Genomic DNA, 14,890 nt, shown 5'->3' on the forward strand with positions numbered 1-14,890 from the left:
AAGCCCGCAGCGTCGCACAGACGTTGCGGTAAGCAACCTCAGGCACGAAAGGTTACATTAATATGGCTATTACACCCCGCCATCATCATGAAAGGATGTTGCGCAAACAAATGCCGTCATACGAATCCCTGCAGGCGGAACATATACGCGCCGACGCAGAAGCGGACGCTCCCAGGAATGTGAGCGTTCACTGCGGCTGGGGGCGTCTGCTGCTGGCGAATACGTTCGAAAGCCCGAAAGAGCTGGCGAAAAGTCTGGCGGAAGAATCCACCGGCGACCGTGATATCGCCCTTTACGTAGCGGACCCACATGTGGTGTTGAGCCACGCGCCGCAGTCGTTGTTTCTGGACCCTTCCGACACCATGCGCTTGTGGATGAGCCAGTACCGTCCTCGCACGCGCGCCCTGCCGGGGGTTACCGTCAGACGGGCCAGCAGTACGGCGGATGTGGAGGCGTTGAACGCTATTTTTACCCAGAGAAAAATGGTCTGTGCGCCGGTGGAGCATGTGCTTGCGCATCGCCATTCCAAAGACGTTGTCTATCTGGTCGCTGAGGCGCTGGGCAGCGGCAAGATCATCGGCACGGTGATGGGCGTGAACCATATCAAAGCCTTTGGCGATCCCAGCAAGGGCTCCAGCCTGTGGTGTCTGGCGGTGTCTCCGGACAGTAAGACGCCAGGCGTCGGCGAGGCGCTGGTGCGTTATCTGGCGGAATATTTTCAGACGCGGGAATGCCAATACATGGACCTCAGCGTGCTGCATGACAACTATGAAGCCAAGGCGCTTTACGAAAAGCTGGGATTTCAGGCCATTCGGACTTTTGCTCTGAAAAAGAAGAATGCGATCAATGAGAAACTGTTTGTGGGTCCGGAGCCGTCCGCCAAACTGAATCCATACGCGAAAATCATCGTCAATGAAGCGATGCGTCGGGGCATTGAAGTGGTGATCGACGACGAGGCCAATAACCTCTTCACGCTCAGCTTTGGCGGCCGCCGCATACGTTGTCACGAATCCCTCACGGACATGACGACGGCGCTGTCCATGTCCCTGTGTCAGAACAAGATGCTCACGCATCGCACATGCGCCCGCGCGGGCCTGCGGACGCCGATTTACCAACTCTATCATTCGCGGGAGCAGGCGGAAGAGTTTCTCGCCGATCATGGCGCGGTGGTGGTGAAACCCCTGGATAGCGAGCAGGGCAAAGGCATTTCCGTGGATATCCGCAATGTGGATGACCTGCACGTCGCCATCGGCAAGGCGGAAAGCGTTTCTTCCTCGGTTCTGCTGGAGACCTACCACCCGGGTTTTGACCTGCGGGTAGTGGTGATCGACTTTGAAGCCGTGGCGGCGGCCATTCGCCGTCCTGCGGAAATTTACGGCAACGGACGCGACAGCATCCGCACTCTGGTGGAAAAGCAGAGTCGCCGTCGCGCCGCTGCGACAGGGGGGGAAAGTCAGATACCTATGGATGAAGAAACTGAACGCTGCATTCGCGAAGCAGGTTATGACTGGGGTAGCGTGTTGCCGGTGGAAGCGCACCTGTTCGTACGCCGTACCGCTAACCTGCATACCGGCGGCACACTGATTGACGTTACGGACGACCTTCACCCTGAACTCCGGACGGCGGCGGAGGAAGCCGCCAGAGCATTGCAGACGCCGGTGGTGGGCATGGACTTCATCGTTAAAGACCATGCATCCCCGGACTATGTCATCATTGAAGCCAATGAACGTCCCGGACTGGAAAATCACGCGCCGCAACCGACGGCGCAACGTTTTATTGATTTGCTGTTCCCGCTGACGCGGAGCGTACGACATGTATCCTAGAGGCGAAGTTATGATAGAAGAGAAAGGCTACACACTGGACTCTGAGTACCTCACCAAAGTCTTGCTTGAACTGCTGGCCATACCTTGTCCCACCGGCTTCACGGACGGGGCGGTTGTATACGTGTGCGAGCGTTTGAACGAGTTGGGCATTGATTATGAGCTGACCCGGCGCGGCACCATCAAAGGCCGCTTGCGAGGCAAATTGAATGCGCCGCAGCGGGCCGTGGTTACTCACCTGGACACCATTGGCGCCATGGTGCGTGAAATCAAGCCCAACGGCCGCTTGTGCCTTACGCCTGTCGGGCACTGGTCAAGCCGGTTCGCGGAAGGCTCGCGAGTGACCATTTTCAGCGATGGCGGCTGCTTCAGGGGGTCGGTATTGCCTTTATATGCGGCGGGGCACCGTTACAACGAAGAAGTGGATCGACTTCCCGTGACCTGGGATCACGTAGAGATCCGTGTGGACGAGTGCATCTACTCTAAAGAAGACGCCCTCAGAGTCGGTATCTGCGTGGGTGACTTTGTGGCTTTTGACCCCAATCCGGAATTTCTGCCCAATGGTTTCGTCGTCTCACGCCATTTGGACAACAAAGCGGGAACCGCGGCGCTATTGACGGGACTGAAAGCCATCGTGGAGCACGATCTGCCGTTGGCCATGGATTGTCTGCCGATATTTACCCTCACGGAAGAAATCGGTTCCGGCGTCGGGCATGCGATTGAAGCGGACGTCACTGAATTTGTCGGTATCGATATCGGACCGGTGGCGGAGGGGCAGAACGCCAAAGAACATGGCGTCACTATCGCAATGAAAGACTCTTCGGGCCCCTTTGACTGGCATTTGACTCGACATCTGATTCATTTATGCCAGGATCACAACATCCCGCACCAGCGCGATGTGTTCCGTTATTACTACAGTGACGCGGTGTCGGCGGTGCAGGCGGGGCATGATATTCGACATGCGCTGGTTACCTTCGGCACGGACGCCACCCATGGCTACGAGCGTACGCATATTGATGCGCTGACGGCGATTTCCGACCTGGTAGTGCGATACGCCCAGAGTGAACCCGTGCGTCCGCATGACGCTCAGGCGAATATTCCCAAAGAGGACTTCCAGGATCAGATTACCTGGGATGAAATGCAGTTCGGCGGCACAGCCGTACCGACGGTGAACGAAGTGCTGGGCGAGCGGGAGAAAAGCGTCAGAGGCAAAAAAACAAGTTTGAAATAAGCACTAGAACTGGCCTTTGAGCATGTCATCCATATAGCTGTCGTAAAGGCCGTCTTTTTCCATTTCCTCCAGGCTGGTTTGCAGCAGGGAGGAAAGGCGCTCGCTGTCTGGATGGGCGCGGGAAAACAGGATGAAGCCCTGGGTTGTGGTGAGCGGTTTGGCGAGGGTGGTCAACAGGTCCGCCATGCCAGCGTCGAACTGCTCCCGTACGATGCGCCAGCCGGTCATTTCATCAATGGGAAAGAGGTCAATGCGGCGGCGCAGCAGTTTGCGAAAATTGATGTCGTCACGAGCGGTTTCTTCCAGTCCGAATACGCCATTACGAGCGGCTTTCCAGAATTCGTCGGAGTAGGTGTAGCCAATGGTGGCGCCGACGCGGTAGGGCTTCAGGTCGGAGAATTCGCTCCAGTTGGGGATTGGGTTGGATTTGAGGTGAAAGAAGACTTCGTTGTGCCAGGAGACCGGCCCCACTTGATAAAATTCAGCGCCTCTTTCTTCGTTGTAGAACCAGAATGAGCTGGCGTGAACGCGTAAAGTGCGTACGTCCTCATAAGCCCGTTTCCAGGGCAGATAAATAAAGTTCACCTCAATGTTTTTACGCTTGAACGCCGCCTGCACCAGCCGGTTAACGTAGCCGCCATAGGTGGACTTTTCTACGGTCCAGGGAGAGTAGTCGCCAGTGCTGATGGAAATGGTCTCCGCCGCCCTGGAGAGGGACATGGAGAACGTCAGGATGATGCAAACCAGGAAGGTCGTCACAGCTTTGATCATAACATCCAATCCAGTATGCCAGGGCGTCGGGCGCGCCTCGGAAGTCAGCGCTCGGCGGAGGCCGGAAATCGAAGGGGCGCTAATAGTCTAAGCATAGGCGATTGCTGGAAAACCGCTAGGGAGAGCAGGCTTCCAGCTGTCTCTCCAGAGGTGTCGGCAGGGCGCGTCAGACTTGCCTGTCGGCGTTTTCCTGCAGCTTTTTCAGCACCCGCGACACCGCGATAAAACCGAAGGTGGCGGTGATCGCTGTGGCGGCTCCGAAGCCGGAAGCGCAGTCCAGACGCGTACTCTCTATATTTCCCGGTTTGCTTTGGCAGACTTCTCCCTCCGCATCTGGATAGACCTGCTGCTCGGTGGAAAATACCGCCTCAATGCCGAACCGTCGCTGTGGGTTGTCGGGGAAGTTATATTCCTGGCGCAGGCGTTTGCGTGTTTTCGCCAGCAGCGGGTCATGATAAGTGCGGCTGAGGTCGCAGGCTTCGATGCGAGTCGGGTCGGTCTGACCTCCGGCGCCGCCGACGGTGACTATCTTTATTTTGTTGCGTCGGCAGTAAGCGATGATGGCGCACTTATGGCGCACGCTGTCGATGGCGTCGATGATGAAGTCGTAGTCGCGGCCTATAAGCTCCGCTACGTTTTTTTCAGTGACGAATTTGAATTCAGTGCGGACGTCGCACTCAGGATTGATCGCTTTGATTCGCTCCGCCATCACCTCGGTCTTGGTGCGTCCGACAGTGTCCTGCAGGGCGTGAATTTGCCGATTGGTGTTAGAGACGCAGATGTCATCCATATCGATCAGGGTGATGGTCCCTACGCCGGAGCGGGCCAGCGCCTCCGCCGCCCAGGAGCCTACGCCGCCAATGCCGATCACGCAGACGTGAGCGTTGCGAAAGCGCTCCAGCGCGCGTCGGCCGTAAAGGCGGGCGATGCCTCCGAAACGGAAATAGTAATCTGAATCTGTCATGGCGGTCTGGTCCGGGGCTAATGCTGAATGAATCCGGCTGGGCGCGCGACAACCTTGGCGCGGCGCAAGCAAAGGGCGGATTATAAGCGCCATCGGGCAATTTTTCTAAATTTTCCAAGCAGTCGTGGACGGCTCTTTTTTGCCAATAAGGGCAAGATGATCTTTACTTAACTACAGGATATCGGCAAGAGCGCGCCTTTAATTTCGAAATCACGAGCCAACCTGAGGGATATTTTCACCGCCTGCAAATTGGCTGCTGACGAAAGACAGGTGGAAACCGTTCACTTGAATCAGTAATCATATTCAAATAACCGCTATCGAACACCCAGACAACTTTAACTGGACTTATACATGACCATTCCCGTTCTTATTTGCGATGACTCAGGCGTGGCGCGCAAGCAGATGGCCAGGTCGCTGCCGGCGGGCTGGGATGTTGAAGTCAGTTTTGCAGCCAACGGCCAGGAAGCAATCGATCTGATTCATCAGGGGCTGGGGGATGTGCTGTTTCTTGACCTCAATATGCCGGTTATGGACGGCTATCAGACACTGGAAGTGATCAGCAAGGAAGAGTTGCCGACGGTTGTCATCGTCGTCTCCGGCGATATTCAGCCCGATGCTAAAAAACGCGTCATAGGGCTGGGCGCCTTCGACTTCATTAAAAAGCCGATCAACGGCGATGAGTTGGCGGCGATCCTGCAGAAGACCGGCCTTTATACTGAAACCGACAAGCCCGCCAAACCTGCCGCTCCCGTGATCGACCGGGCCGCAGCTCATCAGGGCGCCATTTCCATGTTCGACGCGTTCCAGGAAGTGGCTAACGTCGCCATGGGGCAGGCGGCTGACCTGCTGGCGCGCTTACTGGATGTGTTTGTTTTGCTGCCGATACCGCGCGTGAACCTGCTGGAAATATCCGAGCTGCAAATGGCGCTGCAGGCCACGGAGGATAATGACACTTACTCCGCCGTGTGTCAGGGGTTCATTGGCTCTGGCATCGCGGGAGAAGCTTTTCTGCTGTTCCATGACTCCAGCTTCAAGGATATGGCGAAGCTGATGCGTTATGACGGCAAGCTGAATGAACTGGTCGAACTGGAGTTATTGATGGATGTGTCCTCCGTGCTCATTGGCGCCTGTATTAAAGGCATCGCCGAGCAGTTGGACATCGCTTTCAGTCAGGGGCATCCCGTGGTGCTGGGGCAGCATGTCAACGTCGGTGATCTGTTGAGCAACAACAACTGGCGCTGGACCAAAACCCTGGCCATTGAGATTTGCTACAGCATTGAGAACTACAACATCAATTGCGACCTGCTGCTGCTTTTTACGGAAGACTCGCTCCCGGTATTTCGCGATAAAGTGGCGTACTTAATATAAAGGCGTACGTAATATCTGGCGTATGTAATAAAAAATATAAGGAAAACGATAAGTCCATGGCTGAGAATCACTTCGACATTACTGAATTTCACTGGGTGATGGATATGCTCCAGACCATCGATGTCGGATTGGTGGTGCTGGACACGGAATACCGCATCAACGTCTGGAACAGCTTCATGGAAAACCATAGCGGGATGAGGCCGCATGTGGTGAAGGACCAGGTGTTGTTCGATATCTTCAAGGAAATCCCTGAGGAGTGGTTCAAGCATAAAACCCAATCCGTATTCCTGCTCAAGAACCGCACCTTTACTACCTGGGAGCAGCGTCCCTTCCTGTTTCGATTTAAAAACTACCGTCCGATCACCGGGACGGAAGAGTTCATGTATCAGAACATTACGATCACGCCTTTGGTCTCGCCCAACGGTGAGGTGCAGAACATCTGTCTGATCATTTACGACGTTACCGATATCGCCAGTAACCGTCGTCAGTTGGAAGCCGCCAACTCCAAGCTGGAAAAGCTCAGTCGCATCGACCGGCTGACTCAGCTTAATAATCGCGGCTATTGGGAAGAGCAATTAGTGAAAGAGTTTCAGCGGGTGAAACGCACCAATGAAGCCAGTACCCTGATTATGTTCGATATCGACCATTTCAAGAAGGTCAACGACACCTTTGGCCATCCGGCGGGCGATGAAGTCATTCGCGTGGTGGCTGGCGCATTGCGGGACACCATGCGCAGTACCGATATCGCCGGTCGCTACGGCGGCGAAGAATTCGGCGTGATATTGGTGAACACGGACTGCACTAACGCCATGAACTTTGCTGAGCGTCTGCGTTCCCGAATCGAAGGGCTCGAAGTGACTCATGAGGGGCGCGACATCCGTTTTACTATCAGTCTTGGTCTGGCTGGACTGGATAAAAAGATTAAAGATCATAAAGAATGGATCGAGCGCGCCGACAACGCGTTGTACGCTTCTAAACAAGGCGGACGCAACCGCGCAACGACCTATGAAAAATAACGAGCGATTTCAGCGAAGTGCGCGTCCCTAAAGGCTTAGGCCGGAGTTCTGACGTGATAAAAAGTCACCGCTAGGGAAAGTGGGCGCTATCAACATTTTTTTGCTTTTAAACGGTCGTTTGGTTAGAGTTTCGGCGGTCGTTTGTCGCGAGAACCAGAAATGAAGGCGTCCCCAAGGAGTCGGTTGAAAAATCCAGCTACCCACCTGCATGCTGAATTGAAAATCAAGCGAGGACTGTTGTCGCGGGAGTGGGTAAAGGTGCAGATTCTGCAGTTTTCCGCGGAAGGCATGCTGTTGCGCACCGATGAAAACCTTCAGGTCGGAGGCAAGGCGGTGATTTCTATCAAGCTGCCCATGGACTTCGGCGACATCGCGATCAACAAAGTCGAAATCAATGTCAAAGACCGCCAGAAGGTCTGTAGCTGTTTTGACTATGAGGTTGAATTCAACCTGGGTGGAAACATGTTGCAGAGCGACAAGATCCGTAAGGACCTTAAGCAGATCGAATCTCTTCTTTCCCGCTACGACTCCCTGATCAATAAAATCCGCAACGGCCCGCTGTCCAGCAATAATCCCGGTTGATCTTTCCTGCCCGCCAATCGGCGCAGCAGTCATTCTCTTTTTAATGCAATATCAGGCTAGAACTGGCGTCTTCCACTATTGTCTGAAAAACTTGTAAAGCAAACCTTGTTAACCCGGGTTAACGTATGGAGTATGCTAGTTCCGCCAGAGAGTTTAATCGCCGTGGAGGTAAATTTTGGCTAAGCGGACAAAGGACGACAGCAAGCAAAAAACAGCGCCGGCTACCAGGACCAAGCGGTTTCTGAAGCTGGCCGGCATGACGGCGTCCGTGGCGGGCAGTTATGCGGCGGAACGGGTTCGACGCGCCTTCAATGAGGAAGACAAGGAAGAGCGCCAGGCTCGCGCCTACGACAAGATGGCCAATCAGATCGCCGACACCTTGGGCGAACTTAAAGGCGCGGTGATGAAAGTGGGTCAGATTGCTTCCCAAACCCAGGATTTTTTACCCAAAGAATTCTCTCAGGCGTTACAACGTCTGCAAAAAGAAGCGCCGCCTATGGATTACGAGGTGATCGCCAAACAGATCGAAAGAGAGCTGGGGGCGCCGCCGGAAGAGTTGTTCAAAGAGTTCAGCAAGGAGCCCTACGCGGCAGCCTCTATAGGACAGGTTCACAAGGCGGTTACTCTGGAGGGCGATGAGGTTATCGTCAAGGTGCAGTACCCGGGCGTGGACCGATCTGTAGACTCTGATCTCAAACAGCTCAAGTTGACGCTGAAGCTGGGCGGATTACTCAAGTTGCCGAAAGAAAGTGTGGATCAGTTGTTCGAGGAAATTCGCGAACGCCTCAACGAAGAGCTGGATTACGAGAATGAAGCCCGCAACATAGCTGACTTCCAGCGCTTTCATGCTAAAGACGAGGGCTTGATCATACCCAGTGTGGTGCGCAAGCTCACCAGTAAGCGCGTACTGACGATGGAGTGCGTGGAAGGAGATCATATCAGCGCCGTCAGCGCTGAGGCTTATGGACAGGAGGTCATTAATCTGATCGGCCGACGTCTGTTTCGCATCATGGCGGATCAGTTGTTCAAGTTTAACGCGATTCATGGCGACCCTCACGCTGGCAATTTTGCGTTTCGCTCCGATGGCTCAATCATCATGTATGACTTTGGCTGCGTAAAACGGCTCAAGCCGGAAATTGTTCATGCCTACAGTCAGGCTTTAACCGCAGGACTGAATGCGGATTATGACGCGCTCGATAATTATCTGGTTGATTTGGGCGTCAGGGTGAGTGGAAAGCCGGCGGTGGAGCAGGACTATTACGCGATGTGGCGGGATATTTTCATTCGCCCGTTTCGCAGTAGTGACGAAGAGTTCGACTTCGCCAACTCCAATCTGCACAAGCAAGTGGCGTCCAAGGCCACCACTGTATTCAAGTATATGGACTTCTTTCAGCCGCCGGTGGAAAGCCTGTTTATCGACAGGATGATCGCCGGTCATTATTGGATGATGATGCGTTTAGGGGTGCAAGCCGCCTTCCGCAAGGAGCTTGAAGACTATCTTGATCTTTCTTCGGCAGCCTGACGGGGGCGCCCAAAATGGTCACATTCTGCCCTATTCGGGCGGAAATGTGACGTGGTTAGGGTTTATAACGCCGTATTTCTCACGGAAAACGAGCCGACTCAGTGGCAATATAAACGTTCGCGAAAAGCTAAGCGTTGTTGTATTGATACGGTAGTGAGCTAGTAAGTCCATGTTGAAAAGTCTTCGTGAAACATTGATGGGACGGATCGTCGGCGAGAAACGTTCCGGTAAGCAAGTTGAGGAGAAAAAGGCGGAAGCCAAAGCTCCTCCAGTGGAATTTGAAATGAGCGCTCTAGAAGCATTGCGCGTTTCCACCGTAACCCGCCGCCTTTAGCGGTCAGCCGCACAAAACAACATAACGTCAAAAGAGGTAGCTGAACGCTTTCTTTTGTGTGAATAGGGACCTGGATGGTCCCTGTTTTTTATCCCTTCTGCAAAACAATTCTCTACCCTCTTCAATTATCGAAAAGGCGCGGCGAACACGGGCCCGCCCAGACGGAAATGTTGGAAAGTTTGGCGCAAGCCCTTACACCCGCCTTTAAATCTGTTATATAACAGGCCTTTATTCTCCCGGATTAGTTAACGTGTCTACTGCCGACCATCCTGATTGCGCCATCTACCTTGCAGACATTCGTCAGATTGACCCGGATCTTGACGCCTGTTACAGCGCTATGTTGGCTCAGGGGGAAGATGTTCGCCTGTCTTCATTTCGCTTTCCCGAGGGACGTTTGAGCTACTTATTGGGGAGGGCGATGGCCCGAACCCTGCTGGCGGAGAGGCTAAACTGCAAACCTTCAGGCGTGGCTATCGCCATCAGCGAGAAGGGCAAGCCTTTTCTGAGTGACAAAGACGCGGGGTGGTGCTTCAGCATCGCCCACGCTGGCGCGTGGGTGGCGCTTGCGATTGCTAAGTCTCCAGTGGGGGTCGATCTTGAGCGGGCGGAGCGACGCAACGTCAAGGCATTGGCGCGTCGTTTTTATACAGAGCAGGAATATCAGTGGGTGTGCGGACAACCTGAAGAGAGGCAGGCTCATTGTTTCTTTCGCATCTGGACGTTGAAAGAGGCGGAAGTGAAACGACGTGGGGCCACCATGTCGGAATTGCTGTCCGGGGCGCCCTTCAGTCTGCGCGATGACAAAGCCATGGCGGAGTTCGCCGAAGGCGCTCATTGTGCGTACGGACTATTTCAGTGGCGTGAAGAACAAATGCTGGGGGTGGCTCTAAGCACGCCGCGCCCATTGCGCTTTTTTGAAGGCTTGCCGGGTCGAGGGTTCGCCCAGACTCAGCCAGGGCTTCTGGCCAGTTCGGAGAACTGGCGACATCAATAATAGAAAGAGAGTGGATAACTAATAATGTCAGAATACTCAACACTTAGCGTTACACAGGAAGGCGGCGTCGCCATCATTGAGCTGAATCGTCCTGACAAAGCCAATGCGCTGAACATGGCGATGTGGGAGGAAATTGGTCTGGCGTTTCGCCGGACGGACCAGGAAAGTTCTGTACGAGTGGTCGTGCTCAAGGGGGCGGGTAAACACTTCTGCTCTGGTATCGACCTGATGGACTTCGCCTCCGTGATGACCGGCAAGGAAAAGTGCGACGGTCGTCGCCGTGAAGAGCTGCGTCGTCTGATTCTCAAACTGCAGGGCTGTCTCTCCGCCATTGAAGAATGCCGCAAGCCAGTGCTGGCCGCCTTGCACGGGGGCTGTATTGGCGGTGGCGTCGACATGGTGGCGAGTTGCGATATGCGCTATATCTCCGCGGAAGGCTATCTGCAGATCAAAGAAATTGATATCGGCATGACCGCGGATGTAGGTACTTTACAAAGGTTGCCTCATATTATTGGCGATGGCGTTATGCGGGAACTGGCGTATACCGGTCGTAAAGTCGATGCGGAAGAGGCGCGCGCCATTGGTTTGGTTAATCGCGTCTATGAATCCCCTGAAGCCTTGATGGCGGGCGTCATGGAAACGGCCCAGGTTATCGCCAGCAAGTCGCCGCTGGCTATCCGCGGCACAAAAGAGATGATCAAGTACACCCGGGATCACAGTGTTGCGGACAGCCTGAATTACGTTGCTACCTGGAATGCGGCGATGTTGATCAGCGAGGATATTCAGGAAGCCATGATGGCGCAAATGCAGAAGCGTGAACCCAAATTCAGGGACTAGCTGGCCATGGGAGAGGGGAGGCTGATCCTCCCCTGAAATGATTAGCCTTACTTCTTACTTCTTACTTCTTACTTCTTACTTCTTACTTCTTATTTCCGCGTCTCGGCCTTTCTTCGTTGATCTTCAGGAACATATCTCGCGCTCTGACGCCCAGGTCAGGGTTATCTGTAAAGAATCCGCTTACCCCAAGGCCAAGCATTTGAATGGCTTCTCCAGTCAGCGTCTGCGGCTCATCGTTCGGATGCATGGTCAGGAACTGTTCCTCCACACGTAATGTGTAGGGGTGAACCTCCAGCCCGTTCGCCAAGGCTTCCTGTAGGAAGGGGTGAACGCCGCCGGTCAGTTTGCTGCCGACTTCAGGCACGCCGTCGCCATTGGGGTCCTGCTTTTCATCCAGGCTGGCGCGCAGCAGGAAGCTGTTTTTCCAAGGGCCGACGCCTTCTGCGTAATTATTCGCGATAAAGGAGACGGTTTCCGGGGTGACCAGTTTGCCGTAACCTGTCGTGTCGGTGACGCCGCCAGCGATCAGGTCGTTCAGCTCTCCGTAAATAGAGGCTACGTCTGCGCCGCTTTTCGCGTTGTAGTACATGTCGTAGGGGCGGGAGAAGTTGCTGTCCGGCTGCACGTAAATGTCGTCAAAGTCGCCATACAACTGCACCAACGGCAAATCCACGTTGTTGCTGGGCATGATGTCCTTCTGCAGCTCCATCAGGTTCTCAACCTCGAAAGACTGGATGTAAACCCGCGTGGGATCTGTGAAGTTTTCGCTGACCAGGGTTTCGATCAGCTTGCGGCCGATGGACATATTAATTTTGCCGCCGTCCAGAAACTCGCCTTCTTTGGCGAAGTAGGTGGGGTGTTTGGTTTCTGGATAAATGCCGACTTTTTTGCCGGTGTTGTGCTCGATCAGGCGCACCATTCCGACAATCTCTTCCAGTGTAGGAATAGCGAATTTACCGTCGAAGCGCGTGTTGCGGGGACGCACATCTGGAATGCGCTCTTTGGCGCGCAAGGTTTTGATTTCCGCCAGGGTGAAGTCTTCACTGAACCAGCCGGTCATGGCGACGCCGTCGATCATTTTGGTGGTTTTGCGATCGGCGAACTCAGGGTGATCCGCTACGTCAGTGGAGCCGCCAAGTTCATTTTCATGGCGGGCGATCAGGTGTCCGTCTTTGGTTGGCACGAGGTCGGGCTCGATAAAATCCGCGCCCTGGCGAATGGCCAGCCAGTAGCTGGCGAGCGTGTGCTCAGGACGGTATCCGGGGGCGCCTCGATGGCCGATGACGATAGGGTGGTCGGCGGCTGCGGTGGCGACCGCCGGTTGCTTGGCCTGCGCTGCGGTAGCTCCTGCGCTGAGCGCGGCCGCGGCGATCCAGGGTAGACACTTCGGCCAAGTGAAATACTGTTTCATCGTTATATCCCTAATTAGATTTCTCATTCACAATCAGTAGAGTACAAACTAATCGAAGAAAATGACAGTTTAAGGTCACGCTATTTTTAGCCGCTGAAAGCCATCGTCAGCAAGTTTCAATTTGGTCATGAAACCCAGGGTTTGCAGGGATTTACAGAAGGGCTTCAAGCGGCTTCAAAGGCCTCCATGGCAATCGCTGATTAGTCAATAAGCGCACTCTTTACAGAAATTTAATGCACTCTGCTTAACCGAGAATGTCCCAGGTGCGGAGGAATGATGTGGGGCCAGAGTAAATCGGCGGGAAGAGTTTGACTTGTAAAAAGCGGGCATCGTTTTCAATCGCAGACGCAAACAAAAAAGGGGGCCAAAGACCCCTAATGACATCGTTGGGAAAAGTCGGTAAGGCGAGCTCGCGAGGGCTCAGAAAATCTGCTTGCTCATGATGTTGGAGAAGTCGCTCTCGATGCCTGAGGTGTCCACTACAGTGACTGCGAAGTAGTGAACGCCGCTGCCCAGGCCGCCGAAGGTGTAGTCTGTCGCATCCGCTTGAGCTTCCACGCTGGCGCCCCAAGAGCCGTCTTCAGTTGTGTGGTAGATGCGGTAGGCGGAAATTTCCTGTTGGGCTAATACGCTGCCGTCTTCGCGGGTGTTCGGCATGCTCCAGGCCAGACGCACACTGCGGTTGACTGTCAAGGACAAGGTCGCGGCGCTGCTTGTAACTGAACCTGTGGCGTTGCTGATGATGACGTCATAGACGCCAGCGTCTTCATCTTCCAGGTTGGACAGAGTCAGGTGCGACTGGACCGCGTCAGTGATCGCGACGCCGTCTTTACGCCATTGATAGTTCAAAGCGCCGCTGCCTGACGCGCTAACGTTGAGCGTCACGTCGCCGCCTTTGTCAGCGCTCTGTGAGCCAGGTTGCAGGCTGATGACGATATCCAGCTCAACGCTGTTTTCCTGGCCAGCGTCTTGAGAATCGTTTTGGGCCTGATCTTGTTGGTCTGTCTGTTGTGTGTCCTGCTGAGTTTGTGTGGAAGAGCCGGAGCTGGCCTGGCTATTGTCCACGGTATTGTCGTCAGTGGTCGTTGTGCTGGTGTCGTCTGTTTGAGTGGATGTTTGTGAGCTGGAATCAGACGCCGAGTTTGTGCTTTCCGTTTGTGAGGATGAGGTTCCTTGAACTGAAACGGAGCCACTGTCGGAACTTTCACCCGCCGCCCCGCCGCCGCAGCCATGTAACGCCAGCGTCGCGGCTAAAATCGCGGTGGACAGTAATCTGGTTTGGGGGATTTGAGCAGCCATCGGTCACTTCCTTCGTTATATGTCAACTTATGATCAATAGTAGATGGCTATAGATGAAAAAGACTGTAAAACGTCACACCTGGTCAACTCAAATCGTCAAAAAAATGGCGAATCGGGTTAAATCCTGAACTTTATATACAAAATGTGCGGTTCCTCTCAGTTTGTGAGAGGCGGAGAGAGTCAGGAAAGAGAAAGTAAGAGTGATGATCGAATAGTCCAATGCGTGGATGTACGCCCTGATAGCTATCGAGTAAAGTGGCCGGCCCTTGCAATTGTTAGCATTGCGAGCGACTCAGACGAGCGTTGTCGTTATCTTTGCCTAAGGATGAGTACCCCATGAATATCTATGAACAATATCTTGCGCCCTGGCTGACGGACTGGACCGATTGGGCGTTGCTGGCCTGTGGCGTCTACACGGTTATATTTGGGATGTTTGAGATATTCTGGCGGCGGACAAGGACGTATGATTATTTGTCTACTGCAAACTTTGTCCTGCTTCTGTTACTGCAATTCCTACTACCTGTAATGGCCGTCTGGGGCGCTGATTTTGTGCAGCCAGGGCTGATCTTCATGGCGATCTACACGGCGCTGTTTATTGTCAGCACCTCTCATGTAAACGAGGGCGGAATCGCATTCATTATCCACCTCCAACTATTGATGGTGATCCTTCCTCTCGCGATTCTGATCAGAGTGATCCGGTTTATTTGGATGCTGTTTTAAACAGAATAAAGCCTTTGCAGG

The 14,890-nt window shown here is 54.0% G+C and carries 14 protein-coding genes; 10 read left to right on the forward strand and 4 right to left on the reverse strand.

Annotated features, from left to right (window positions below; translation table 11 throughout):
• Positions 1-62: 62 nt before the first annotated feature.
• Positions 63-1,823: an N-acetylglutaminylglutamine synthetase gene (ngg, locus tag AC2IBB_RS09265; RefSeq protein WP_486332595.1), complete on the forward strand. Its 1,761-nt coding sequence runs from the start codon at positions 63-65 to the stop codon at positions 1,821-1,823.
• Between the two features lie 10 nt (positions 1,824-1,833).
• The gene (locus tag AC2IBB_RS09270) at positions 1,834-3,051 is read left to right on the forward strand and encodes an osmoprotectant NAGGN system M42 family peptidase (protein ID WP_486332596.1); all 1,218 of its coding nucleotides are present in this window, start codon (positions 1,834-1,836) and stop codon (positions 3,049-3,051) included.
• 3 nt (positions 3,052-3,054) lie between these two features.
• On the opposite strand, the gene AC2IBB_RS09275 is transcribed toward AC2IBB_RS09270, so the two are convergent.
• Both AC2IBB_RS09275 and tcdA read right to left on the reverse strand, forming a co-directional pair.
• On the reverse strand, positions 3,055-3,822 hold the full coding sequence (locus tag AC2IBB_RS09275) for a substrate-binding periplasmic protein (RefSeq protein WP_486332597.1): 768 nt from the start codon (positions 3,820-3,822) through the stop codon (positions 3,055-3,057).
• A 166-nt stretch (positions 3,823-3,988) separates the two neighbouring features.
• On the reverse strand, positions 3,989-4,786 hold the full coding sequence (tcdA, locus tag AC2IBB_RS09280; RefSeq protein ID WP_486332598.1) for a tRNA cyclic N6-threonylcarbamoyladenosine(37) synthase TcdA: 798 nt from the start codon (positions 4,784-4,786) through the stop codon (positions 3,989-3,991).
• A gap of 351 nt (positions 4,787-5,137) precedes the next feature.
• Here tcdA and AC2IBB_RS09285 point away from each other — a divergent pair, with 351 nt between their 5' ends.
• From AC2IBB_RS09285 to AC2IBB_RS09315, 7 genes are all read left to right on the forward strand, one after another.
• Complete coding sequence (locus AC2IBB_RS09285) at positions 5,138-6,154, forward strand: response regulator (protein WP_486332599.1); 1,017 nt, start codon at positions 5,138-5,140, stop codon at positions 6,152-6,154.
• A 56-nt stretch (positions 6,155-6,210) separates the two neighbouring features.
• Entirely contained in the window at positions 6,211-7,170 is a 960-nt protein-coding gene (locus AC2IBB_RS09290; RefSeq protein ID WP_486332600.1) for a GGDEF domain-containing protein, read from the forward strand.
• A 183-nt stretch (positions 7,171-7,353) separates the two neighbouring features.
• Positions 7,354-7,752 (forward strand): hypothetical protein, encoded by a 399-nt coding sequence (locus AC2IBB_RS09295; protein WP_486332601.1) that lies wholly within the window; start codon positions 7,354-7,356, stop codon positions 7,750-7,752.
• A 175-nt stretch (positions 7,753-7,927) separates the two neighbouring features.
• Complete coding sequence (locus AC2IBB_RS09300; protein ID WP_486332602.1) at positions 7,928-9,274, forward strand: ABC1 kinase family protein; 1,347 nt, start codon at positions 7,928-7,930, stop codon at positions 9,272-9,274.
• 169 nt (positions 9,275-9,443) lie between these two features.
• On the forward strand, positions 9,444-9,608 hold the full coding sequence (locus AC2IBB_RS09305; protein ID WP_486332603.1) for a hypothetical protein: 165 nt from the start codon (positions 9,444-9,446) through the stop codon (positions 9,606-9,608).
• Between the two features lie 250 nt (positions 9,609-9,858).
• Complete coding sequence (locus AC2IBB_RS09310) at positions 9,859-10,602, forward strand: 4'-phosphopantetheinyl transferase family protein (RefSeq protein ID WP_486332604.1); 744 nt, start codon at positions 9,859-9,861, stop codon at positions 10,600-10,602.
• A 24-nt stretch (positions 10,603-10,626) separates the two neighbouring features.
• The gene (locus tag AC2IBB_RS09315) at positions 10,627-11,439 is read left to right on the forward strand and encodes a crotonase/enoyl-CoA hydratase family protein (protein WP_486332605.1); all 813 of its coding nucleotides are present in this window, start codon (positions 10,627-10,629) and stop codon (positions 11,437-11,439) included.
• 82 nt (positions 11,440-11,521) lie between these two features.
• Here AC2IBB_RS09315 and AC2IBB_RS09320 read toward each other — a convergent pair whose 3' ends face one another.
• Together AC2IBB_RS09320 and AC2IBB_RS09325 are read right to left on the reverse strand one after the other, a co-directional pair.
• The gene (locus AC2IBB_RS09320) at positions 11,522-12,850 is read right to left on the reverse strand and encodes a glycerophosphodiester phosphodiesterase family protein (RefSeq protein WP_486332606.1); all 1,329 of its coding nucleotides are present in this window, start codon (positions 12,848-12,850) and stop codon (positions 11,522-11,524) included.
• A gap of 420 nt (positions 12,851-13,270) precedes the next feature.
• Entirely contained in the window at positions 13,271-14,149 is an 879-nt protein-coding gene (locus AC2IBB_RS09325; RefSeq protein ID WP_486332607.1) for an immunoglobulin domain-containing protein, read from the reverse strand.
• 336 nt (positions 14,150-14,485) lie between these two features.
• Here AC2IBB_RS09325 and AC2IBB_RS09330 point away from each other — a divergent pair, with 336 nt between their 5' ends.
• Entirely contained in the window at positions 14,486-14,869 is a 384-nt protein-coding gene (locus AC2IBB_RS09330) for a hypothetical protein (RefSeq protein WP_486332608.1), read from the forward strand.
• Positions 14,870-14,890 lie beyond the last annotated feature (21 nt).

The organism is Hahella sp. NS-SX17 (assembly GCF_057367735.1).